The sequence below is a fragment of the Bradyrhizobium sp. McL0616 genome, assembly GCF_049993385.1.
Classification (GTDB): domain Bacteria; phylum Pseudomonadota; class Alphaproteobacteria; order Rhizobiales; family Xanthobacteraceae; genus Bradyrhizobium.
In genome coordinates this window covers 1,275,422-1,295,645 of sequence record NZ_CP188255.1, presented here as the reverse complement: position 1 = coordinate 1,295,645, position 20,224 = coordinate 1,275,422, and the positions used below count along the sequence as shown (strand labels likewise).

General features: G+C 63.7%; 20 protein-coding genes and 1 tRNA gene. 17 read left to right on the top strand and 4 right to left on the bottom strand.

Features of this window, described 5'->3' with window-relative positions:
* Nucleotides 1-35: 35 nt before the first annotated feature.
* The 8 genes from ACPPVR_RS06265 to ACPPVR_RS06230 all read left to right on the top strand — a co-directional run bounded on the left by ACPPVR_RS06265 (nucleotide 36) and on the right by ACPPVR_RS06230 (nucleotide 9,017).
* A complete protein-coding gene (locus ACPPVR_RS06265) occupies nucleotides 36-833 on the top strand; it encodes an ABC transporter ATP-binding protein (protein ID WP_426613377.1) in 798 nt (265 codons plus the stop codon).
* Nucleotides 830-1,543, top strand: a complete 714-nt coding sequence (locus ACPPVR_RS06260; RefSeq protein ID WP_045009758.1) for an ABC transporter ATP-binding protein — start codon at nucleotides 830-832, stop codon at nucleotides 1,541-1,543. The genes ACPPVR_RS06265 and ACPPVR_RS06260 overlap by 4 nt, the downstream gene beginning before the upstream one ends.
* 12 nt (nucleotides 1,544-1,555) lie before the next feature.
* Nucleotides 1,556-2,434, top strand: coding sequence for a branched-chain amino acid ABC transporter permease (locus tag ACPPVR_RS06255; protein ID WP_426613376.1), 879 nt, complete (start codon nucleotides 1,556-1,558; stop codon nucleotides 2,432-2,434).
* A 2-nt stretch (nucleotides 2,435-2,436) separates the two neighbouring features.
* Nucleotides 2,437-3,456: a branched-chain amino acid ABC transporter permease gene (locus ACPPVR_RS06250; protein ID WP_426613375.1), complete on the top strand. Its 1,020-nt coding sequence runs from the start codon at nucleotides 2,437-2,439 to the stop codon at nucleotides 3,454-3,456.
* Nucleotides 3,457-3,481: 25 nt separating this feature from the next.
* The gene (locus ACPPVR_RS06245; RefSeq protein WP_426613374.1) at nucleotides 3,482-4,711 is read left to right on the top strand and encodes an ABC transporter substrate-binding protein; all 1,230 of its coding nucleotides are present in this window, start codon (nucleotides 3,482-3,484) and stop codon (nucleotides 4,709-4,711) included.
* 132 nt (nucleotides 4,712-4,843) lie between these two features.
* Entirely contained in the window at nucleotides 4,844-6,070 is a 1,227-nt protein-coding gene (locus ACPPVR_RS06240; protein WP_426613373.1) for an ABC transporter substrate-binding protein, read from the top strand.
* A gap of 236 nt (nucleotides 6,071-6,306) precedes the next feature.
* On the top strand, nucleotides 6,307-7,536 hold the full coding sequence (locus ACPPVR_RS06235) for an ABC transporter substrate-binding protein (RefSeq protein WP_426613372.1): 1,230 nt from the start codon (nucleotides 6,307-6,309) through the stop codon (nucleotides 7,534-7,536).
* A 197-nt stretch (nucleotides 7,537-7,733) separates the two neighbouring features.
* Nucleotides 7,734-9,017 carry a glycerate kinase type-2 family protein gene (locus ACPPVR_RS06230; protein WP_426613371.1) on the top strand — a complete coding sequence of 428 codons (1,284 nt, stop codon included), beginning with the start codon at nucleotides 7,734-7,736 and terminating at the stop codon, nucleotides 9,015-9,017.
* Nucleotides 9,018-9,059: 42 nt separating this feature from the next.
* On the opposite strand, the gene ACPPVR_RS06225 is transcribed toward ACPPVR_RS06230, so the two are convergent.
* Nucleotides 9,060-9,581, bottom strand: coding sequence for a MarR family winged helix-turn-helix transcriptional regulator (locus ACPPVR_RS06225; protein WP_426613370.1), 522 nt, complete (start codon nucleotides 9,579-9,581; stop codon nucleotides 9,060-9,062).
* A 171-nt stretch (nucleotides 9,582-9,752) separates the two neighbouring features.
* Here ACPPVR_RS06225 and ACPPVR_RS06220 point away from each other — a divergent pair, with 171 nt between their 5' ends.
* Genes ACPPVR_RS06220 through ACPPVR_RS06210 form a run of 3 tightly spaced genes read left to right on the top strand, consistent with a single transcriptional unit; the run spans nucleotide 9,753 to nucleotide 13,297 of the window.
* Nucleotides 9,753-10,793 (top strand): branched-chain amino acid ABC transporter permease, encoded by a 1,041-nt coding sequence (locus ACPPVR_RS06220; protein WP_426613369.1) that lies wholly within the window; start codon nucleotides 9,753-9,755, stop codon nucleotides 10,791-10,793.
* 6 nt (nucleotides 10,794-10,799) lie between these two features.
* The gene (locus ACPPVR_RS06215; protein ID WP_426613368.1) at nucleotides 10,800-12,569 is read left to right on the top strand and encodes an ABC transporter permease subunit; all 1,770 of its coding nucleotides are present in this window, start codon (nucleotides 10,800-10,802) and stop codon (nucleotides 12,567-12,569) included.
* Nucleotides 12,566-13,297, top strand: a complete 732-nt coding sequence (locus ACPPVR_RS06210; protein ID WP_426613367.1) for an ABC transporter ATP-binding protein — start codon at nucleotides 12,566-12,568, stop codon at nucleotides 13,295-13,297. The genes ACPPVR_RS06215 and ACPPVR_RS06210 overlap by 4 nt, the downstream gene beginning before the upstream one ends.
* On the opposite strand, the gene ACPPVR_RS06205 is transcribed toward ACPPVR_RS06210, so the two are convergent.
* The gene (locus tag ACPPVR_RS06205; RefSeq protein WP_426613366.1) at nucleotides 13,298-13,840 is read right to left on the bottom strand and encodes a disulfide bond formation protein B; all 543 of its coding nucleotides are present in this window, start codon (nucleotides 13,838-13,840) and stop codon (nucleotides 13,298-13,300) included.
* A 155-nt stretch (nucleotides 13,841-13,995) separates the two neighbouring features.
* On the opposite strand from ACPPVR_RS06205, the gene ACPPVR_RS06200 reads away from it, so the two are divergent.
* Both ACPPVR_RS06200 and ACPPVR_RS06195 read left to right on the top strand, forming a co-directional pair.
* Nucleotides 13,996-14,080, top strand: a tRNA-Leu gene (locus ACPPVR_RS06200).
* Nucleotides 14,081-14,261: 181 nt separating this feature from the next.
* On the top strand, nucleotides 14,262-14,564 hold the full coding sequence (locus ACPPVR_RS06195; RefSeq protein ID WP_426613365.1) for a hypothetical protein: 303 nt from the start codon (nucleotides 14,262-14,264) through the stop codon (nucleotides 14,562-14,564).
* A gap of 22 nt (nucleotides 14,565-14,586) precedes the next feature.
* Here the strand turns inward: ACPPVR_RS06195 and ACPPVR_RS06190 are convergent, their stop codons facing one another.
* Entirely contained in the window at nucleotides 14,587-15,048 is a 462-nt protein-coding gene (locus ACPPVR_RS06190) for a DUF6314 family protein (protein WP_426613364.1), read from the bottom strand.
* Nucleotides 15,049-15,142: 94 nt separating this feature from the next.
* On the opposite strand from ACPPVR_RS06190, the gene ACPPVR_RS06185 reads away from it, so the two are divergent.
* On the top strand, nucleotides 15,143-15,376 hold the full coding sequence (locus tag ACPPVR_RS06185; RefSeq protein WP_426613363.1) for a hypothetical protein: 234 nt from the start codon (nucleotides 15,143-15,145) through the stop codon (nucleotides 15,374-15,376).
* 88 nt (nucleotides 15,377-15,464) lie between these two features.
* Here ACPPVR_RS06185 and ACPPVR_RS06180 read toward each other — a convergent pair whose 3' ends face one another.
* Nucleotides 15,465-16,424, bottom strand: coding sequence for an AraC family transcriptional regulator (locus ACPPVR_RS06180; RefSeq protein ID WP_426613362.1), 960 nt, complete (start codon nucleotides 16,422-16,424; stop codon nucleotides 15,465-15,467).
* Nucleotides 16,425-16,719: 295 nt separating this feature from the next.
* Between ACPPVR_RS06180 and ACPPVR_RS06175 the strand changes: the two genes are divergently transcribed.
* The 3 genes from ACPPVR_RS06175 to ACPPVR_RS06165 all read left to right on the top strand — a co-directional run bounded on the left by ACPPVR_RS06175 (nucleotide 16,720) and on the right by ACPPVR_RS06165 (nucleotide 20,196).
* Complete coding sequence (locus ACPPVR_RS06175) at nucleotides 16,720-16,962, top strand: hypothetical protein (protein WP_426613361.1); 243 nt, start codon at nucleotides 16,720-16,722, stop codon at nucleotides 16,960-16,962.
* A gap of 17 nt (nucleotides 16,963-16,979) precedes the next feature.
* Entirely contained in the window at nucleotides 16,980-17,231 is a 252-nt protein-coding gene (locus tag ACPPVR_RS06170) for a GCG_CRPN prefix-to-repeats domain-containing protein (RefSeq protein ID WP_426613360.1), read from the top strand.
* A gap of 262 nt (nucleotides 17,232-17,493) precedes the next feature.
* Entirely contained in the window at nucleotides 17,494-20,196 is a 2,703-nt protein-coding gene (locus ACPPVR_RS06165; protein ID WP_426613359.1) for a DUF2235 domain-containing protein, read from the top strand.
* Nucleotides 20,197-20,224: the final 28 nt, after the last annotated feature.

Genomic DNA, 20,224 nt, shown 5'->3' with positions numbered 1-20,224 from the left:
CCCCATCGCCCACAAAACGGTGTGGGCGAGACGAGATGACGCAGGCACAGCTCGCGCAGGGGACATCGCCTCTGCTCGCGGTTCGCGACGTCAGCGTCGTGTTCGGCGGCATCGTCGCGCTCAATGGCGTGTCCTTTGACATGCACAAGGGCCAGATCCTCGGATTGATCGGCCCTAACGGCGCCGGCAAGACCACGCTCTTCAACTGCCTTTCCCGGCTCTACCAGCCGTCCTCCGGCGACATCCTGATGGACGGCGCAAGCATCTTGAAGCGGCCTCCGCACCGGATCGCCGAAATCGGCATCGGCCGCACCTTCCAGAACGTGGCGCTGTTTCCGAACCTCTCGGTGATGGACAATGTCCGCGTCGGCACGCACGCCCGCACCTCCAGCGACATCATCAGCGACTCGCTGCGCCTGGCCTGGATCCGCCGCAGCGAGAGCAGCATCAACAAGAAGGTGCACGAGATTCTCGCTTATCTCGGCCTCGAGGACGTCGCCCATAGCATCGTGTCGGGCCTGCCCTTCGGCACGCAGAAGCGCGTCGAATTGGCGCGTGCGCTCGCGGCCGACCCGAAGATCCTGTTGCTCGACGAGCCCGCGGGCGGCCTCAACCATGAGGAAGTCTATGTGCTCGGCGACCTGATCCGCCGCATCCGCGACGAGCGCCACATGACGGTGCTTCTGGTCGAACACCACATGGGTCTCGTGATGTCGATCGCCGACCACGTCGTCGCGCTGAATTTCGGCAAGAAGCTCGCGGAAGGCACGCCGGCCCAGGTGCAGGTGGACCCCGACGTCATCAAGGCCTATCTCGGGAGCAAGGACCAATGACGACGCTGCTCAACGTCAAGGACCTGCGCGCCTATTACGGCCAGGTCCAGGCGCTCCACGGCCTGTCGTTCTCGCTCAACGAGGGCTCGCTGACGACCTTGCTCGGCGCCAACGGCGCCGGCAAGACCACGACCTTGCGCGCGATCTGCAACATGGTGCGCTCCACCGGCGGCATCGAGTTCGACGGCAAGCCGCTGAACAACCGCTCCACCGAGAGCATCGTGCGGTTCGGCATCGCCCATGTGCCGCAGGGCCGCGGCACCTTCACCACCATGACGGTGGAGGAAAACCTCCAGCTCGGTGCCATCACCCGCAAGGACAATGCCGGCATCGTCTCCGACATCGAGCGCATGTATGCGCATTTCCCGGTTCTGAAGCAGCGGCACACCCAGCAGGCCGGCACGCTCTCCGGCGGTGAGCAGCAAATGCTCGCGGTCGCCCGTGCGCTGATGCTGCGGCCGCGGCTGATGCTGCTGGACGAGCCGTCCTTCGGCCTTGCGCCGCTCGTCGTGCGCGACCTGTTCGGCATCCTCGGCAAGATCAATCGCGAGGATAAGGTGTCGATCCTGGTGGTCGAGCAGAACGCCCAGCTCGCACTCGAGCTCGCCGACCAGGCCTATGTGATCGAGACCGGCCGCATCGTGATGTCAGGCAATGCCAAGGACATCGCGAACAACGAAGAAATCCGCAAATCCTATCTGGGTTACTGAGGAGCCGGCACGATGGAGCTTTTCACCAATCAAGTGCTGGCCGGCATCGCTACGGGCGCGATCTATGCCTGCATGGCGCTCGCCGTGGTCATGATCTACCAGGCGATCGACCATCTCAACTTCGCGCAGGGCGAGATGGCGATGTTCTCGACCTTCATCTCCTGGCAGTTGATGCAATGGGGCGTGCCCTATTGGGGCGCATTCGTCCTCGCGCTGGCGCTCTCCTTCGTCGGCGGCATCGCGATCGAACGCATCCTGTTCAAGCCGCTCGCCAAGGCGCCGATCCTGACCAATGTCGCCGGTTTCATCGCACTCTATGCGATCATCAACTCCTCGGCCGGCCTGATCTGGGACTTCACCATCAAGCAATATCCGACCCCGTTCGGCTCCTCGCCGTTCCTCGGCAGCCAGCTGATCTCGACCCACCAGGCCGGCATGATCGGCGTCACCGTGCTGCTGCTGATCGCGCTCTATTTCTTCTTCCAGTACACGCGGATCGGCCTCGCCATGCGGGCGGCCGCCTCGGTGCCTGAATCGGCCCGCCTGGTCGGCATCAACACCTCCTGGATGATCGCGCTCGGCTGGGGCATGGCGTCCGCCATCGGCGCCATCGCCGGCATGCTGATCGCCCCGGTCGTGTTCCTGGAGCCCAACATGATGGGCGGCGTGCTGATCTACGGCTTTGCCGCCGCGGTGCTCGGCGGACTGACGAGCCCGTTCGGCGCCGTGGTCGGCGGCTTCCTCGTCGGCATCTTCGAGAACCTCGCCGGCACCTATATCCCCGGCGTCGGCAATGAGCTGAAGCTCCCGATCGCGCTCGCGCTGATCATCTCCGTCCTGGTCGTCAAACCCGCTGGTCTGTTCGGCCGGCACATCGTCAAGCGAGTTTGATCATGAGCGCAGCAGAAGAAGTCGTCGCCGAAGGCCACGAGGCGGTCGAGGCGGTTCCGAAGCGGGCCATGACGCTGGGCACGGGCACCTCGCTGCTGGTGCTGCTGCTTCTCATTGCCGTGCCGCTGTTTGCGAAAAACTTCGTCATCTTCCAGCTGACGCAGTTGCTGTATCTGGGTCTCGCGGTGCTGGCGCTGAACATTCTGACCGGCGGCTCGGGCCAGTTCTCGCTTGGCCAGAGCGCCTTCTACGGCATCGGCGCCTACGTCACCGCGGTGATGATGGAGCAGTTCAACGTCCCCTATTTCCTCTGCCTGCCGGCCGCGGCCGTGGTCTGCTTCGGCGCGGGCTTCCTGTTCGGCCAGCCAGCGCTGCGGCTCTCCGGTGTGTACCTCGCGCTCGCGACCTTCGCGCTCGCCACCGCCATGCCGCAGCTCCTCAAGCTGAACTTCCTCGAGAAGTGGACCGGCGGCGTGCAGGGTCTCGTCGTCACCAAGCCTGATGCGCCGTTCGGGCTGCAGATGTCGCAGGACATGTGGCTGTACTACTTCACGCTCGCTGTCGTGCTCGCGATCTACATCTTCTCGGTGAACCTGCTGCGCTCCCGCTCGGGCCGCGCCTTCATGGCGATCCGCGACAACGAGATCGCGGCCTCCGCCATGGGCATCAACGTCGCGCTCTACAAGACGCTGGCCTTCGGCGTCTCCGCGGCCATCACCGGCGTCGCCGGGGGCTTAAGCGCCATCGCGGTGCAGTTCGTCGCGCCCGACAGCTTCACCATCACGCTCGCGATCCAGCTGTTCCTCGGCATGGTCGTCGGCGGGGTGGGCTGGCTGCCCGGTTCGATCGTCGGCGCCGCCTTCATCATCTTCGTGCCGAACATCGCGGAGGGCATCTCGAAGGGCCTCTCCGGCGCCGTGTTCGGCGTGCTTCTGTTCGGCGTCATCTACCTCGTGCCGCATGGCGCAAGGCAAATCGCAATCCTGGGCCAGCAACTCGCCGGAAAGCTCAGAAAGAACTGAACCTCATTAGAGAAGGAGACCAGATTTGTTTCTTGGAAGAATACTGCGAACCACCGCACTCGTAACGGCGGTCGCGACCCTCACCTCCGGCGCAGCACTTGCTCAGAAGACATACGACACCGGCGCGTCCGATACCGAGATCAAGATCGGCAACATCATGCCGTACAGCGGTCCGGCCTCGGCCTATGGCATCATCGGCAAGACCGAAGAAGCCTATTTCAAGATGATCAACGACAAGGGCGGCATCAACGGCCGCAAGATCACCTACGTCACCTATGACGACGGCTACTCGCCACCGAAGGCGGTCGAGCAGGTCCGCAAGCTGGTCGAAAGCGACGAGGTCCTCGCCGTGTTCAACCCGCTCGGAACGCCCTCGAACAGCGCGATCCAGAAATACCTCAACAGCAAGAAGATCCCGCAGCTGTTCGTCGCCACCGGCGCCACCAAGTGGAACGACCCGAAGAGCTTCCCCTGGACCATGGGCTGGCAGCCGTCCTATCAGAGCGAAGCGCAGATCTACGCGAAATGGCTGATCAAGGAGAAGCCCGACGCCAAGGTCGCGATCCTCTATCAGAACGACGATTTCGGCAAAGACTACCTCAAGGGCACCAAGGACGGTTTTGGCGCCAAGGCTTCGTCCATGATCATCATGGAGGAGAGCTATGAGGTGTCCGAGCCCTCGATCGACGGCCACATCGTCAAGATCAAGGCCGCCAATCCCGACGTGCTCCTGATCTACACGACGCCGAAGTTCGGCGCCCAGACCATCAAGAAGACCGCAGAGCTCGGCTGGAAACCGCTCCAGATCATCACCAACGTGTCGGCCTCGGTCGGCAGCGTGATGAAGCCGGCGGGCTTCGAAGCCTCCCAGGGCGTGCTGTCGGCGGCCTATGCCAAGGACGGCGCCGACGCGCGCTGGAACGACGATCCGGCCATGAAGAAGTGGGTGGAGTTCCTCGACAAGTACATGCCCGGCGCCGACAAGACCGATTCCAGCGTCGTCTACGGCTACGGTGCCGCACAGACGCTGGTCAAGGCGCTGGAGCAGTGCGGTAACGATCTCACCCGCGCCAATCTGATGAAGCAGGCGGCGAGCCTGAAGGACTTCTCGCCTGACACCCTGCTGCCCGGCGTCAAGATCAACACCGGCCCGAGCGATTTCGCCCCGATCAGCCAGCTCCAGATGCAGCGCTTCAAGGGCGAGAAATGGGAACAGTTCGGCGAGATCCTGAACGGCGACGTCGCTCCGGAATAATTCGCTGACGCAATAGTCCAAGGCTTAAGTCCAAAGCCTGAAAAGCCCCCGCGAACGAACGCGGGGGCTTTTTGTTGACGTGATGCGTCAATTTTGTTCAATGCGGGCCGATCCAGCCGAGGTGGGAGTGCAATGACTGCCGTTCGATTTCAGGTTGCGGCCCTTTTGGCCGCATTCGCGTTGTGCACTGCGATGTGCAACCCGGCGCTGGCGCAGAAGAAATACGACAGCGGCGCTTCCGATACCGAGATCAAAATCGGCAATATCATGCCCTATAGCGGCCCGGCCTCCGCCTATGCCGCGATCGGCCAGACCCAGGACGCCTATTTCAACAAGATCAATGCCGAGGGTGGTATCAACGGCCGCAAGGTCAAGTTCATCTCGTATGACGATGCTTATTCGCCGCCGAAGACGGTGGAACAGGCGCGCAAGCTGGTCGAGAGCGACGGGGTGCTGCTGATCTTCGGCTCGCTCGGCACCTCCACCAATGGCGCCATCCGCAAATACATGAACGACAAGAAGGTGCCGCAACTGTTCGTGGCAAGCGGCGCCTCGAAATGGAACGACCCGAAGCAATATCCTTGGACCATGGGCTGGCAGCCGAGCTACGCGAGCGAGGCGAGAATCTACGCCAAATACATCATGAAGGAGAAGCCGGACGCGAAGATCGGCGTGCTCTACCAGAACGACGATTTCGGCAAGGACTATCTGAAGGGCCTGCGGGACGGCCTCGGCGCCAAGGCCTCGATGATCGTGCTGGAAGAAGGCTACGACACCTCGGAGCCTGCGGTCGACGAGCACGTCGTGAAGCTGAAGGCCGCGGGCGCCGACGTCTTCATCAGCATCACCACGCCGAAATTCGCCGCCCAGGCGATCAAGAAGGCGGCCGAGATCAACTGGCATCCGATGCACATCATCTCCAACGTCTCGGCCTCGGTCGGCGGTGTGATCGAGCCGGCGGGCTTCGAGATCTCGCAAGGCATCCTGTCGGCGAGCTACATCAAGGACGGATCCGACCCGCAATGGAACTCCGATGACGGCATGAAGAAATTCTATAACTTCCTCGCGCAGTACCATCCGAAAGCCAACAAGCTCGATGCCGGCGTCGTGTTCGGCTATGCCGCCGCGCAGACCATGGTGAAGGTGCTGCAGATGTGCGGCGACGATCTCAGCCGCGACAACATCATGAAGCAGGCCGCACATCTGAAGGATTTCGAACCCGATACGCTCTTGCCCGGGATCAAGATCAACACCGCGCCGGACAATTTCGCGCCGATCGAGCAGCTGCAGATGATGCGGTTCAAGGGCAAGAAATGGGAGCTGTTCGGCGAGATCATCTCGAGCGAATTGAGCCATTAAGGGCCGGCAACTCAAAATAGTCTGGATACCATAAAACAATTCAAGGAAGTCCGCCTTCTCGCAGTCGCACACGCCGATCTCAGGCGCTCCTGACTACTAAAGAAGCAGCCCCTGCGACTCGGTCGCAGGGGCTTTCTGTTGAAGGCACCAGCCAAATCGTATTGAATTGCGACCGCGTCGGCCAAAAACAATCAAGACAAAAAGAGGAACGCACACACACCAAGAGGGAGATAGGAATGCCCGCTGTCACCGGTAAGCTTGCGGCCGCGTCACTGGCGCTCGCGCTCATTGCGGCCTCGACCTCCATCGCATCGGCCCAGAAGAAATACGACACTGGCGCGACCGATACCGAGATCAAGGTCGGCAACATCATGCCCTACAGCGGACCGGCCTCCGCCTACGGCATCATCGGGCGGACCGAGGCCGCCTATTTCAAGAAGATCAACGAGGAAGGCGGCATCAATGGCCGCAAGATCAACTTCGTCTCCTACGATGACGCCTATTCACCGCCCAAGGCGGTGGAGCAGGCCCGCAAATTGGTCGAAAGCGACGAGGTGCTGTTCATCTTCAACTCGCTCGGCACGCCGTCGAACTCGGCGATCCAGAAATACATGAACTCGAAGAAAGTGCCGCAGATCCTGGTCGCCACCGGCGCTACCAAATGGAACGATCCGCAGAATTTTCCCTGGACGATGGGCTGGCAGCCTTCCTACCAGAGCGAGACGCAGATCTACGCGAAATGGCTGCTCAAGAACAAGCCGGACGCCAAGATCGCCGTGCTGTTCCAGAACGACGATTACGGCAAGGACTATCTCAAGGGCCTGAAGGACGGCCTGGGTGCCAAGGCCGCGTCGATGATCGTTGCCGAGGAGAGTTACGAGACATCGGAGCCGACCATCGACAGCCACATCGTCAGGCTGAAATCGACCGGCGCCGACGTCTTCATGAACATCACGACGCCGAAATTCGCAGCCCAAGCGATCAAGAAGGTTGCGGAGGTCGGCTGGAAGCCGCTGCACTTCCTCAACAACGTCTCGGGCTCGGTCGGAAGCGTGCTTAAGCCCGCGGGCTTCGAGAATGCGCAGGACATCGTCTCCGCCGACTATCTGAAGGACGTCTCGGACCCGCAGTGGAACAGCGATCCCGGCATGAAGGACTTCCTCGCCTTCATGACCAAATACTTCCCTGAAGGCGACAAGCTCGACCACGGCACCATCGTCGGCTACGGCGTGGCGCAGACCCTGGTCCAGATCCTGAAGCAGTGCGGCGACGATCTCACGCGCGAGAACGTCATCAGGCAGGCCGCCAACCTGAAGAACTTCCGCACCGAGGTGCTGCTGCCGGGGATCCAGATCAACACCTCCCCGACCGACTTTGCGCCGATCAGCCAGCTCCAGCTCGAGCGATTCAAGGGCGAGAAGTGGGATCTGTTCGGCGACGTGATCAGCGCCGACGTCGGCGGCTAGCCGCCTCAACTACAGAAGCGCAAAGGCCCCTCGCGAGACCATCGCGGGGGGCTTTTTGCTGTGCGCCGATTATGATTACGCGATTGCACAATCGAATGACGGCAAAGCCAGCTTACGCTTTCGCGCCCGATGCGGTAGGCAGGTGAATGGCGCGTTCATCGCCATCACTTCAGTCTGCTCTGCCGAAGGCCATCGTCATGACCGACCGACGTCCCCTGCTCCGCGCGCTCTACGACGCCGCCGTTGCCGCCGCTCATCCCAACACGATTTTGGCGCCGCATCTGCGGCCCGCGCCGAAAGGGCGCGTGATCTGCCTCGCCGCCGGCAAGGGCGCAGCCGCGATGGCCGCGGCCGCGGAACGGCATTATCTCGATACGCTGAAACTTGCGCCCGAGCGCCTGGTCGGCATCGCCACCACCCGCCACGGCTACGGCGTGCCGACGCGCCGCATTCGCGTGGTCGAGGCCGGCCATCCCGTGCCGGATGAGGCTGGCCTGAAAGGCGCGGCCGACACGCTCGCACTCGCAAGCGAGGCCGGTCCTGACGATCTGCTCCTGGTGCTGCTCACCGGCGGCGGCTCGGCCAACTGGATCGCGCCGGTGGACGGCATCAGCTTTGCGCAGAAGCAGGCGGTCAACAAGGCGCTGTTACGTTCGGGCGCGCCGATCGGCGAGATGAACATCGTGCGCAAGCATCTGTCGCGCATCAAGGGCGGACGGTTGGCGCGCGCCGGCGAAAATGCCGCCGAGATCGTGACGCTCGCGATCTCCGACGTGCCGCATGACGATCCGTCCGCGATCGCCTCCGGCCCCACCGTGCCCGATCCGACCACGCTGGCCGATGCGCGCGCGATCGTGGCGAAGTACAAGCTCGACATCGACGATGCCGTGCGCCGCGCGCTCGATGATCCCGCCAACGAAAGCGCCAAGCCGGGCGACGCCGCGTTTGCGCGCGCGCATTTCGAATTGATCGCGCGTCCGAAGCAATCGCTCGACGCCGCGGTGAAACTCGCAAAAGACGCCGGCTACGAGACCATCGATCTCGGCGCCGATCTCGAAGGCGAGGCGCGCGAGGTCGCCGCCGATCACGCCAAACGCGCGCTCCAGGCCCGCGCGGAAGGCAAGCGCATTGCGATCCTGTCCGGCGGTGAGCTCACCGTGACCGTGCGCGGCAATGGCCGCGGCGGCCCGAACCAGGAATACGCGCTGGCGCTTGCGGACCTGTTGAAGGATACGGCCGGGATCTCGGCCCTTGCCGGCGACACCGACGGCGCCGATGGCGGCGCCGGCCATCCCACCGATCCCGCCGGCGCACTGATCGACGCGGCGACGTTCGCGAAGATGAAGGCGCTGGCGCTTCAGCCGCAGGCGTACCTGGACAACAACGATGCGACGACGTTCTTCGAGGCGACGGGCGATCTGCTGATGCCGGGTCCGACGCTCACGAACGTGAACGATATTCGAGTGATCTTGGTGGATTGAGCTCTTACCCTCCCCTGGAGGGAGGGGTGGGAGACCGCCCGCTCAAAACTCATTGGCGATCTTGGACAGCATCTCGAGCAACGCTTCGCGGTTGGCTTGCCCGAGCAGCTGGTTGAGCCGCGACTCGTGCTTGGTGGCGACGAGCTTTTTCGCCCGCGTCAGCACGGCCTTGCCCTTGTCGGTCAGCACCAGGATGTGCGAGCGGCGGTCGTTGGTGGAGCGGATCCGGGCGCAGAGGTCGCGGCTTTCGAGATTGTCGAGCAGGGCCACGAAGTTCGGGCGCAGGATGCCGAGCGTGGAGGCGATTTCGGTCTGGTTACGGCCGGGATTCTTCTCGACCAGCAGCAGCACCGAGAACTGCGCCGGCGTGAGCTGGAGCGAGGCCATGCAGCGCAAGAAATTCTCGAACACCTTGAGCTGGGCGCGCTTGAGCACATAGCCGAGCTGTTCGGAGAGCTCGCCGAGCTGGAGGGCTTCCGGCAAGCCCTCGGGCGGGTCCTTGCGGCCCTTGGCCGTATCAGCGGATTTTTCAGCAGACTTTTCAACGGTTTTGGAAACGGTCATCGCCTCGTGCTCGTAATCCCGCTAAATTCGGGACAGGTCGTTTGCTGCCCTTGAGATTATATTTGATAATTGTTATGGACTATATCAAATATCGCCAGCGTTTTTCAATGGCTGTGAACGGACCGTCCACCGCAATCGGGGGTCCGGATCTTTGAGGGGGAGCGTCCGGTCTTGAACACCACTATCATGCTGTTCCTGTTGCAGGACGGCATTACCAATGGCGCCATCTATGCGCTGCTCGGCCTGGCGCTGGTGCTGGTGTTTGCCGTCACCCGCGTCATCCTGATCCCCCAGGGCGAGTTCGTCACCTATGGCGCGCTGACCTATGCCTCGCTGGCCTCGGGCCAGATGCCGGGCACGGCCAAGCTCGCGCTGGCCATGGGCATCGTCGCCTTCGCGTTCGACCTGTTCGTGGCCCGCAAGGCGCTGCATGGCCGGCTGATCGTGCGGACCTTCCTCACCAACATCGTGCTGCCGGCCATCGTGCTGGCGATCACGCTCTACTTCGCCGGCCAGAAGCCGCCGGTCGCGGTCTGCATCGCGCTGTCGCTGCTGATCGTCGCGATGATCGGCCTGTTTCTTTATCGGATTGCGTTCCAGCCGCTGGCGCATACCTCCGTGCTGGTGCTGCTGATCGCCTCGGTCGGCGTCCATCTCGCGCTCCAGGGACTGGGCCTGCTGTTCTTCGGCGCCGAAGGCCAGCGCGGACCTGCAGTGCTGTCCGGCGCGTTCACCGCGGGCTCGCTGCGCTTCACCGGCCAGAGCCTCACGGTCTACGGCATCACCGTTGCCTTCATCGTCGGCCTCTGGCTGTTCTTCGGGCTGACGCTGTATGGCAAGGCGCTGCGCGCCACCGCGGTCAACCGGCTCGGCGCGCGGCTCGTCGGCATCCGCACCACTTTGTCGGGGCAGATCGCTTTCCTGCTGGCGTCCGTCATCGGCGCGCTGTCGGGCATCATGATCGTGCCGATCACGACGCTCTACTATGACTCGGGCTTCCTGATTGGCCTGAAGGGTTTCGTCGCCGCGATCATCGGCGGCCTCGTCAGTTATCCACTCACCGCCGTCGCAGCGCTCTTCGTCGGTATCGTCGAGGCGTTCTCGTCCTTTTATGCCTCCAACTACAAGGAGGTGATCGTTTTCATGCTCTTGATCCCCGTGCTGCTGCTGCGTTCGCTCGCAGCCCCCGCGGTCGAAGAAGAGAAGGACTGAGGCGCTATGCAGAGCCGGCTTCCCATTCTCATCTTCGCAGCTGTGATGGCGGCGATCCCGTTCGTTCCGGGCATGCCGCCGTTCTGGATCGTGCTGCTCGACAATATCGGCCTCACCGCCCTGGTCGCGATGGGCCTCGTCCTGCTCACCGGCGTCGGCGGCCTCACCTCATTCGGTCAGGCGGCCTTCGTCGGCTTCGGCGCCTACACCACCGCGGTGCTGTCGACGACCTACGGCCTGTCGCCCTGGCTGACCCTACCGCTGTCGCTGCTGGTCAGCGGACTATTGGCGGTGCTGCTCGGCTTGGTCACGGTCCGTCTCTCCGGCCACTATCTGCCGCTCGGCACGCTGGCCTGGGGGCTCGGGCTTTTCTATCTGTTCAGCAAGCTGGAATTCCTCGGGCGTAACGACGGCATTTCGGCGATCCCGCCTTTGTCGATCGGCTCGTTCAAGATGCTCTCACCCGGATCGATCTATTACGCGATCTGGGTCGCCGTGATCGTCTCGGCCCTGCTCACCATGAACCTGCTGGACTCCCGCACCGGTCGCGCCATCCGCGCGCTGCGGCGCGGCCACGTCGCCGCCGAAGCCTTTGGCGTGCAGACGCCGCGCGCCAAAATGCTGGTGTTCATCCATGCCGCCGTGCTCGCCGGCCTCTCCGGCTGGCTCTATGCCCATCTCCAGCGCGCAGTGAATCCGACGCCGTTCGGTGCACAGGCCGGCATCGAATATCTCTTCATCGCGGTGGTCGGCGGCGCCGGCTATGTCTGGGGCGGCGTGCTGGGCGCAGCGATCGTCGTGATCCTGAAAGAGGTGCTGCAAAGCTATCTGCCCTTGATCCTGCCCGGCTCCGGCCAGGTCGAGACCATCGTGTTCGGCATCATGCTGGTGGCGCTGTTGCAACTTGCGCCCGGCGGTGTCTGGCCGTGGCTGATATCGTTCCTGCCCGAGCGTACCAGTGGCAGGAAGCCCGACACTTCGCTGAAGCTCGAGGCGCGCACCCGCGCGGCGGATAAGTCCAGCGTCCTGCTTCAGGTCGAGAAGGCGCGCAAGCAGTTCGGCGGCGTAATTGCGGTCAACAACGTCTCCTTCGAGGTCCAGGCCCGCGAGATCGTCGCGCTGATCGGCCCGAACGGCGCCGGCAAGAGCACCACGTTCAACCTGATCACCGGCGTGCTGTCGGCCACGTCCGGCTCGATCTCGGTGCTCGGCAAGAAGGTCGACAGGGCTCCGCCGCAGGAGATCGTCAAGCTCGGCATCTCCCGCACCTTCCAACATGTGAAGCTGGTGCCCGACATGACCGTACTGGAAAATGTCGCGATCGGCGCGCACCTGCGCGGCCATTCCGGCCCGATCGCCTCGATGCTGCGGCTCGACCGCGCCGACGAGGCAAAACTGCTCGCGGAAGCCGCGCGCCAGATCGAGCGCGTCGGCCTGGCCGATCAGATGCACCAGCTCGCAGGCTCGCTGTCGCTGGGACAGCAGCGCATCGTCGAGATCGCGCGCGCGCTGTGCGTCGATCCGATGCTGCTGCTGCTCGACGAACCCGCCGCCGGCCTTCGTCACATGGAGAAGCAGCAGCTCGCAAAACTGCTGCGCGAGTTGCGCGACGGCGGCATGAGCGTGCTGCTGGTCGAGCACGACATGGGCTTCGTGATGAACCTCGCCGACCGCATCGTGGTGCTCGATTTCGGCACCAAGATCGCGGAAGGCACGCCTGCCACGATCAAGACCAATCCCGAAGTGATCAAGGCCTATCTCGGAGTGGCGGCATGAGCGCGCTGTTATCCGTCACTGATGCCCATGTCGCCTATGGCAAGGTCGAGGCGGTCCGTTCCGTTTCGCTCGAAGTGGGGCGGAACGAGATCGTCACCATCGTCGGCGCCAACGGCGCCGGCAAGACCACGCTGCTCTCCGCCATCATGGGCATTTTCCCGCTGAAGGGCCGCGTCACCTTTGCTGGACAAGACCTGGCGCGGCTCGATATCGAAGACCGCGTCGCGATGGGGCTTGGGCTCGTGCCGGAGCACCGCGAATTGTTCGTGACCATGAATGTCGAGGACAATCTCGAGCTCGGCGCCTTCCGCATCGAGCGGAGCCGGGCGAAGGCCTCGATCGAGCGGATCTACACGCTGTTTCCGCGCCTGAAGGAGCGGCGCAAGCAGCTCGCCGGCACCTTGTCCGGCGGCGAGCAGCAGATGCTCGCAATGGGCCGCGCGCTGATGGGCGAACCGAAACTCTTGATGCTGGACGAGCCGAGTCTCGGTCTCGCGCCGATCATCGTCGCCGACATTTTCCGGATCGTCACTGAACTGCGCGCCAGCGGCGTCTCGGTGCTGCTGGTCGAGCAGAACGCGCAGGCCGCGCTGAAGATCGCCGACCAGGCCTACGTGATGGAGCTCGGCGAGTTCGTGCTCAGCGGCAAGGCCAGCGACGTCGCCGCAAACGAGCAGGTTGCGGCAAGCTATCTCGGCTTCCAGCACGAAGCGGCAAGCGCGCTTTAGCTACACGCGCCTCGCAGTCTGCACAAATCCCCAGGCGGCGATCGCGGCCATGAGCAGCGAGATCAGCACATTGTAGCCGGCGAGCGAGAGGCCGAGAAAGCGCCACTGCACCTCGTCGCAGCGCACGACCTTGACCGTGTCGAGCCGCGACAGCAGGTCGCCGGCACTGCCGAGATTGACGACGGGGCCGGAGCAATCGGTCGGCCCCTTCCAGAACCCCCATTCGACGCCGGAGTGATAGGTGCCGAGGCCAGCATTGGCGAGCGCCGCCAGCGCAAGGATCGCCAGCCCTGCGAGCAGCAGCGGCCGCGGCGCGCCGCTCCTTGCCGCCAGCACGGTGAGCGCACCGAGCGGGATCGCGAGATAATAGGCGTAGCGCTGCTCGAGGCAGAGCGGACAGGGCAGGATCTCCAGCACGAGCTGGAAGAACCAGGCGCCCGCGATCGTCGCCGCGGCGATCAGGGTGACGGCCAGCGAGGCCGTCAGCGCAGGCGCGCTGGAAGCCGGTTTGAAGGCAGGTATTGCGGCACTATGGCTCGTCACGGCAGCCCTCCGGATGGGTCGTGGCCCCAAGCCTCTAACTCCGGCCCGCAGCCCTGTCGAGAACGGCCGGGATCACTTTGGCGCGGGTTGACCTCGCTTTGTTCATGGCTATAGTCCGCCGGCTTCGCGAGGAACCTTCCTGGGACCAACCGAGGGCCCCTGTGGCGGAACTGGTAGACGCGCTCGACTCAAAATCGAGTTCCGCAAGGAGTGCTGGTTCGATTCCGGCCAGGGGCACCACGCTTCGCCCTTTCGGGCTTCGCGTGGCGCGGCCATGCGAGACCGAAAGAGCGAAGCGTGTCCGGCGAAGCCTCTTGGCGAAGACGGACTGCCGCGATGAAGCGCCATCCCCTCTCCCTAGCAAACGTCACATCCCCACTATATAAATCGGCAGCTTCTTCCCTTGACCGAAGAGGCTCATATGAACGACCTGCACGCGTGGCTTTCCGAACAGCACCACGGTTTGCGGACCTTCCGTATCTTTCAGCAGAAGCTCGACACGCTCGGCCGGAACGACCCCGCCCAGCGCGGCCTGTGCCGTCTCCTCAGCAACCTTGTCGGCGGCTATGTCGAGGCCTTTGACGAGGCCCCGCTCCCGGTCGAAATCGCCAACGACGCCTATCATCGCCTGCTGACGCTGGTCGCAAGCCTCGATCTTCGCGGCGATCCCAACCGCAGGCTCGCCGACATCAATCGCGTGGCGACCTGCGAGCTCTGGCAGTGACGCCACGAAGCGGCGGCGCGCATCATCCGACCCGCGTGTAGGTCGTCGTCATCGTGTAGTCCTTGCGTGGACCCAACACCACATGACGAATGACGATGCGGCCATCGGCCAGGAACGTGTAAGTCGACTGATAGTCGTCGAGATTGCACAGATGGCCCGCGCGTCCGCTCAGCTCTCCTCCCATGGAGGCAGACAGTGAGATCGCGTGGAATAGCCGCGGCGGATTCTCCTTGAAGAGGACCTCGAATCCTCCGTTGCTGTTGCTGAAGATGTACTCGCGTTCTGCCGCAAGCTCAGTGCCGTTTTGGAGCTTCAAATGTCCCTGCTCCCGATAGGCCAGGCTTCCCTCGTCCAATGGCGTGAAGGTCGCGATGCCCTGCATCGTGGCTTGACCCTCGATAAGTCGGTCGAAGGACCAGGAGCCAATCAGCTTTGTCGTCACCTCCGAGGCGTCACCCCAGCTATCCATCGCGGCTTCGTTCATATCTTTTGGACCTGCGCATTCACCGGCCGGTTCGACTTCACCGAGCCGATGCCTATATCCTACCGGCAACGCGTGTCGATATAGCGAGCATGTGATGGCCAGGAGACGCACGACGGAGACAGACGCCGACGCGCTTCCCCGCTATTTCGTCTGGGTCCGGGGCCTCGAAGGGCCCGAGCCGCAGAAATGGGTGGCGATGGAGTTCGGCGTGGGCGACTGGAAGCGGCCGCTTGTGCTGGCCTGGCTGGAGCTGCCGGCTGACGAGCGGCGCTTGCCGCTATCGATGCTGGCCCAGCGCTATCCGCCGCCGCGGGTAGAGATTTCGTAGGGTGGATTAGCCTATTTACGATCTCGGTCGCACAACGGGTAAACCTGTAAGGCGTAACCCCCCTCTGACAGTCGCGAAAACGAAGACCTCACTTCCCCCGCGCCGCCGTCGGCGTCAGCCCAAACCGGCGGCGAAAGCAGCGGTTGAAGTAAGAGAGATCGTTGAAGCCGCAGGCGAACGCGATGTCGCTGATGCGGCCTTCGCGATGGGCGAGCAGGTCGACCGCCTTGCGCAGGCGCAATTCGGTCAGGCGGGTGGTGAAGCTCGCGCCGGCTTCGAACAAGAGCTCGTTGACGTAACGCTCGGAGAGACCGGCGCCGGCCGCGAGCCTCTGCGCGGAAAAATCCGGCTCGTGGAAGCGCGCCTCCAGGATCGTCACCACGGCTTTCAGCCGCACCGCGCGCAAGCCCCGGCGCCGCGCCGCGATGGCGACGTCGCTGCGGGCGCCGAGGCCGATCGCGGTGAGATCGAGCAAATGGGCGGCGATCGCCATGCCGGCTTCGTCGGCGGCAGCCGGATGGTGCAGCAGGAGATCGCTGTAATCCATCGCCAGCGACAGTGCGCCGCCGGGCTCGAGCTCGCAGCCGACGAGATCGTCGACATCGAGCACCATCGCCCGCAGCGTGGTGACCGGCAGATGCACGTTGGTGAAACGCTTGTGGCTGGCACCGTCGGCTGCGGAGAACGGCTCGTCGAGCTTCAACAGCACCATCGATCCCGGCCGCATGGTGAATTCGCGGCCGCGATGGATCACCTGCGAGGGACGGTCGCCGGTGTTGCGCGCGAGGCAATAGCGGTCGTCGCCGGTCTCAATCACCTGGCGCTTTTCCCGCCGCACCGTGACGAAGCTGCCATCGCAGCGGCCGAGCATGGTGGTGCCGATGTGGATCGAATTCATCGTCGCGCGAAACGGCACGTCGGCGGCCGGGTCGAGCTCCCCGGTGTTGGAAAAGTGCTCGAACAATTCGGCGAACCGGATGAAGCGCTGCCGGTCGGACAGACCCTGCGGCAGCATGTCGGTCGAGAGCGTCTTCTTGATGACGGGCATCGATATGGACTTCCAGGAAAGACTTTTTCGGAAAAAATCGTGCGCGAAACGGCCGAGCCTTGCAGGCCGGGGATGAACCCGCGCTGAAGGCCGACGGTCACAGGCTACCAGCACGGCGATCTGATTCAAGCGGCGCCGGTCAGTCCAAGCCGGCGTGCGACCGGCGCCGGAGAGTCCAAGACGAACCGTACACCCCCAGCCTATTCAGGCAGCGGATGCGACATCCCGCCACATGCGAATCGCGTCCGGGCAACCGGGCGGCCCCAGCCTGACGCCCGCTGGAGGAGACAACGACATGCGAATCTCTCTACCCCGCAGCCTCGTGCTCGGCGGCGTCATCGCGACCAGCCTCTGCATCGGCTATGCGCTCGGCGCGCAGCCGCATATGGACGAAGCCGTCGCGATCCTGCAGTCGGCCCGCGCCGAGCTTGCCAAGGCCGAGCCCAACAAGGGCGGCCATCGTGAACGGGCGCTGGGACTGATCGACCAGGCGATCGCCGAAGTCCGCGCCGGCATCGCCTTCGCCGCCACCCACTGACATCAGGGAGCACACGCATGATACGGACTTTCTTTGCCGCGGCGCTCGCGCTCGGCGCGATCGCAAGCTCTGCGCAGGCCATGCCGCTGGCGCCGTTTGGCGCGCAGCCCAATGGCGCTGTCATCGCCGTCGCCGGTGGCTGCGGCGCCGGCTGGCACCGCGGCCCCAATGGCGGCTGCCTGAAGAACTTCGAAGATCCCGCCGCGCATGCCTGCCCGCGCGGCTACCACATCGGTCCCGGCGGCGCCTGCCGCGGCAACGGCAGATAAGAGCTGAGCACGCGGCCTCGCCGCGCTGCTGCGCAGCGCCGCGAACGGGCGCGTCACAAAACGTGTCATGCCCGGGCTTGCCCCGGGCATTTTCGTCTTCATTCCGCTGCGAGCCGCCACGGCGAGGCACCGCAATCGCACTTGCTACCTCGGCGGGTCTGTGCACAGAATGCACTCATATTTTGATTACGCAATCATTGATCGAATTCGGGCACCGCCCGATCCGGAATCGGACGCGTTCCCGCAATTGCCGGAGGGGCTCATGTCGCACCACGACGTGGAAGATCGTGCTGTTCATTCCGCTCAAGACGACGACTGCAACCAGGCGAATGCCGGCGCCAGTCAGGCGAAGCGCAAGCTCGTGTTGTTCGCGGACGGAACGGGCAACGCATTCACGGCCCAGGAATCCAGCATCTGGCGTCTTTACGAGGCGCTCGACCATACCCAGCCAGACCAGATTGCGCATTACATCAAAGGCGTCGGCACTGCAGGCTGGGCGCCACTTGCGGCCATCGACGGCGCCACCGGAATTGGCGTGCCTTCCAACGTCCGCAAGCTCTATCGCTTCCTATGTTGGAACTGGCGCGAGGGCGACGAGATCTACATCTTCGGCTTCAGCCGTGGCGCCTTCACCGCGCGCACGCTGGCAGCCTTGATCGCGAGCCAGGGTCTGGTGCCTGCGGTGATCGGAGACACCCCGGTGTCGCATGCAGAGATGGAGCGCAATGCCATGTCCGCCTGGCGGGAATACCGCCGCGACACCGTGCCGCTGAAGAAGAGCCTGCCGACGATCTGGATCGCGCGTTTCATCCGTGACGTCCTGCTCTATCTTTATCATTTGATCTGCGGACACCGCTCCTACGCCGATGTTCGCGCGGCAATGAACGGCCGCAAGAACGTCAACATCGAATTTCTCGGGCTGTTCGACACGGTCGAGGCCTTTGGCGTTCCAGTCGAGGAGCTGCGCGTCGCGATCGACTGGGCAATCTGGCCGATCTCGTTCCGCAATCACCGGCCCTCGCACAAGGCGAAGCACATCTGTCACGCGCTCGCGCTCGACGACGAGCGCACCACCTTCCATCCGCTGCGGATCGACCAGAGCCATTTGGCGGCAGACCAGACGGTCAAGGAGGTATGGTTCGTCGGCGTCCATTCTGACATCGGCGGCGGCTATCCGGAATGCACACTGTCCTTCGTCCCGCTGGTCTGGATGGTCGATCAGCTCGGCGGCAAGCTCCGCTTCCAGGGCGGCACCATCCAGCACTTCAAGGACTATCAATCGGCGATCGGGCCAAGGCATGATTCACGCAGCGGCGCAGCGGTGCTGTACCGCTACGGCCCGCGTCCGGTCCTGGCGGGCGCAGCGAATGGCGGCGCGCCTGTGGTGCATTTCGCTGTGGTCGAGCGCATGCTGCACGGCTGCGACGACTATGCGCCGATCATGCTTCCTGCCGACGCCCGGGTGCTGATGCCGAACGGCGACGAGCTCGATCTCACCCACGATGGGACTCGCGAGGCGATGAAGACGGCCTATCTGGCGAAGGCCAGGGGACCGCGACGGCAGAAGGAGGCAGACGCCTTCACCGCGATGAGCATGCCGGACGCCGCGATGGCCTCGCTCGCGCGCGACACCGTTTGGTGGCGGCGCGTCGCCTATTTCTCGCTGTTGTTCATGGTCGGCTTGATCGCCGCCTGGCCCTTGATCGCGCATCCGCTGGTGCAATGGTCCAAAGATCCGGTGGGCCACCAAGGGATCTCCATCATCGGCAACATCGACTGGGTGTTTGGCGCCGTGGTGGCTCCGCTCGCCAACCTCGTCAGGGACGTGCTGCCGTCTTATGCCGCGCCCTGGCTCAACATCGCGATCTACTATCCCTTCCTGACCTCGATCATGGTGGCCCTGACCTGGTGGGTCTGGAACAAGAACTCGGAGCTGCGCGACTCCATCCAGGAGCGCGCGCGTCTCGCCTGGAATACGCCGCGCCGCAAGGCGAGCCTCAGTCACATCGACGAGCCGGGCCCGCTCCTGAAGTTCGGCCACCGGATGCGGATGAATGCGGGACCGGCAGGCCTGGTCATCACCAAAGGGCTGGTGCCGGCGGTCTTCCTACTCGCCGTCTTCGGTTCGGCGGCGCTTCTGCTGTCGAACAGCCTATTCACCGGGCGCGTTGCGCTCGGAAAGGTCTGCACGACGAGCCAGTATCCTGCCGCACCTCAGATCGGCACGCCGGTGCGCGACGAGCCGACCGACGCAACCGCCCTGTTCGATACCAAGACCTTCTGCTGGTGGAGCGGGCTCGCCGTCGAGAAGGGCCGCAAATACCGCGTCTTTGTAGAGGTCAAGGACCCCTGGTTCGACCGTACCACCCTGAGTGGAGCGAATGGCTTCCAGACGCACGGGCTACGCCATTACGTCGCTTTGCCGGAGTTGCGTCTATACGCGGCAAATTGGTTCCAACCAGTGGTTCGCATCGGAACGAAAGGCATGAATGATCTGCCGTTGCAGGCCGTCAACGTGATCCCGGCTGACGCATTGCCGCGTCGGACGAATCCAACGCTTCCTGCCGAGGACGATGTTAAAGGACAGGATCAATATCCAGTGAGCCTCGACGACATCGACCAGTTCAAGGGCGGCCTTAAAACGCTCGGCAATTTCGAACCAATCCCTCAGTCCATGCTCGATGATGCAGGGCAGGTCTGGAGGAAGGAAGGACTGACCGACCGCGTCGTCGCCGAGTTCGTCGCGCCCGACTCGGGCGAGCTGTTTTTCTACGTCAACAATGCCGTGCAAATTTTCCCGCAGCTCATGCCGGAGTGGATGGTCCCGTCGTGGCTCCAGATCCTCCAAGGACCGCCGGATCTCTACTACCACAACAACACCGGCACGGCGAAGATCACGGTGCAGCGCCTACCCGCACCGGCACTGCCCTCGGCGAAGACGGCGTCGCCGCTGGCGAGCAAGTAGCGGTGCGCTACGCCGCGATGCGCTCGGC

Bases quoted from the DNA above. Each gene is read 5' to 3' on its own strand.
- ACPPVR_RS06265 (WP_426613377.1), top strand. From the start codon at position 36: ATGACGCAGGCACAGCTCGCGCAGGGGACATCGCCTCTGCTCGCGGTT.
- ACPPVR_RS06260 (WP_045009758.1), top strand. From the start codon at position 830: ATGACGACGCTGCTCAACGTCAAGGACCTGCGCGCCTATTACGGCCAG.
- ACPPVR_RS06255 (WP_426613376.1), top strand. From the start codon at position 1,556: ATGGAGCTTTTCACCAATCAAGTGCTGGCCGGCATCGCTACGGGCGCG.
- ACPPVR_RS06250 (WP_426613375.1), top strand. From the start codon at position 2,437: ATGAGCGCAGCAGAAGAAGTCGTCGCCGAAGGCCACGAGGCGGTCGAG.
- ACPPVR_RS06240 (WP_426613373.1), top strand. From the start codon at position 4,844: ATGACTGCCGTTCGATTTCAGGTTGCGGCCCTTTTGGCCGCATTCGCG.
- ACPPVR_RS06235 (WP_426613372.1), top strand. From the start codon at position 6,307: ATGCCCGCTGTCACCGGTAAGCTTGCGGCCGCGTCACTGGCGCTCGCG.
- ACPPVR_RS06230 (WP_426613371.1), top strand. From the start codon at position 7,734: ATGACCGACCGACGTCCCCTGCTCCGCGCGCTCTACGACGCCGCCGTT.
- ACPPVR_RS06225 (WP_426613370.1), bottom strand. From the start codon at position 9,581: ATGACCGTTTCCAAAACCGTTGAAAAGTCTGCTGAAAAATCCGCTGAT.
- ACPPVR_RS06215 (WP_426613368.1), top strand. From the start codon at position 10,800: ATGCAGAGCCGGCTTCCCATTCTCATCTTCGCAGCTGTGATGGCGGCG.
- ACPPVR_RS06210 (WP_426613367.1), top strand. From the start codon at position 12,566: ATGAGCGCGCTGTTATCCGTCACTGATGCCCATGTCGCCTATGGCAAG.
- ACPPVR_RS06195 (WP_426613365.1), top strand. From the start codon at position 14,262: ATGAACGACCTGCACGCGTGGCTTTCCGAACAGCACCACGGTTTGCGG.
- ACPPVR_RS06190 (WP_426613364.1), bottom strand. From the start codon at position 15,048: ATGAACGAAGCCGCGATGGATAGCTGGGGTGACGCCTCGGAGGTGACG.
- ACPPVR_RS06185 (WP_426613363.1), top strand. From the start codon at position 15,143: ATGGCCAGGAGACGCACGACGGAGACAGACGCCGACGCGCTTCCCCGC.
- ACPPVR_RS06180 (WP_426613362.1), bottom strand. From the start codon at position 16,424: ATGCCCGTCATCAAGAAGACGCTCTCGACCGACATGCTGCCGCAGGGT.
- ACPPVR_RS06175 (WP_426613361.1), top strand. From the start codon at position 16,720: ATGCGAATCTCTCTACCCCGCAGCCTCGTGCTCGGCGGCGTCATCGCG.
- ACPPVR_RS06170 (WP_426613360.1), top strand. From the start codon at position 16,980: ATGATACGGACTTTCTTTGCCGCGGCGCTCGCGCTCGGCGCGATCGCA.
- ACPPVR_RS06165 (WP_426613359.1), top strand. From the start codon at position 17,494: ATGTCGCACCACGACGTGGAAGATCGTGCTGTTCATTCCGCTCAAGAC.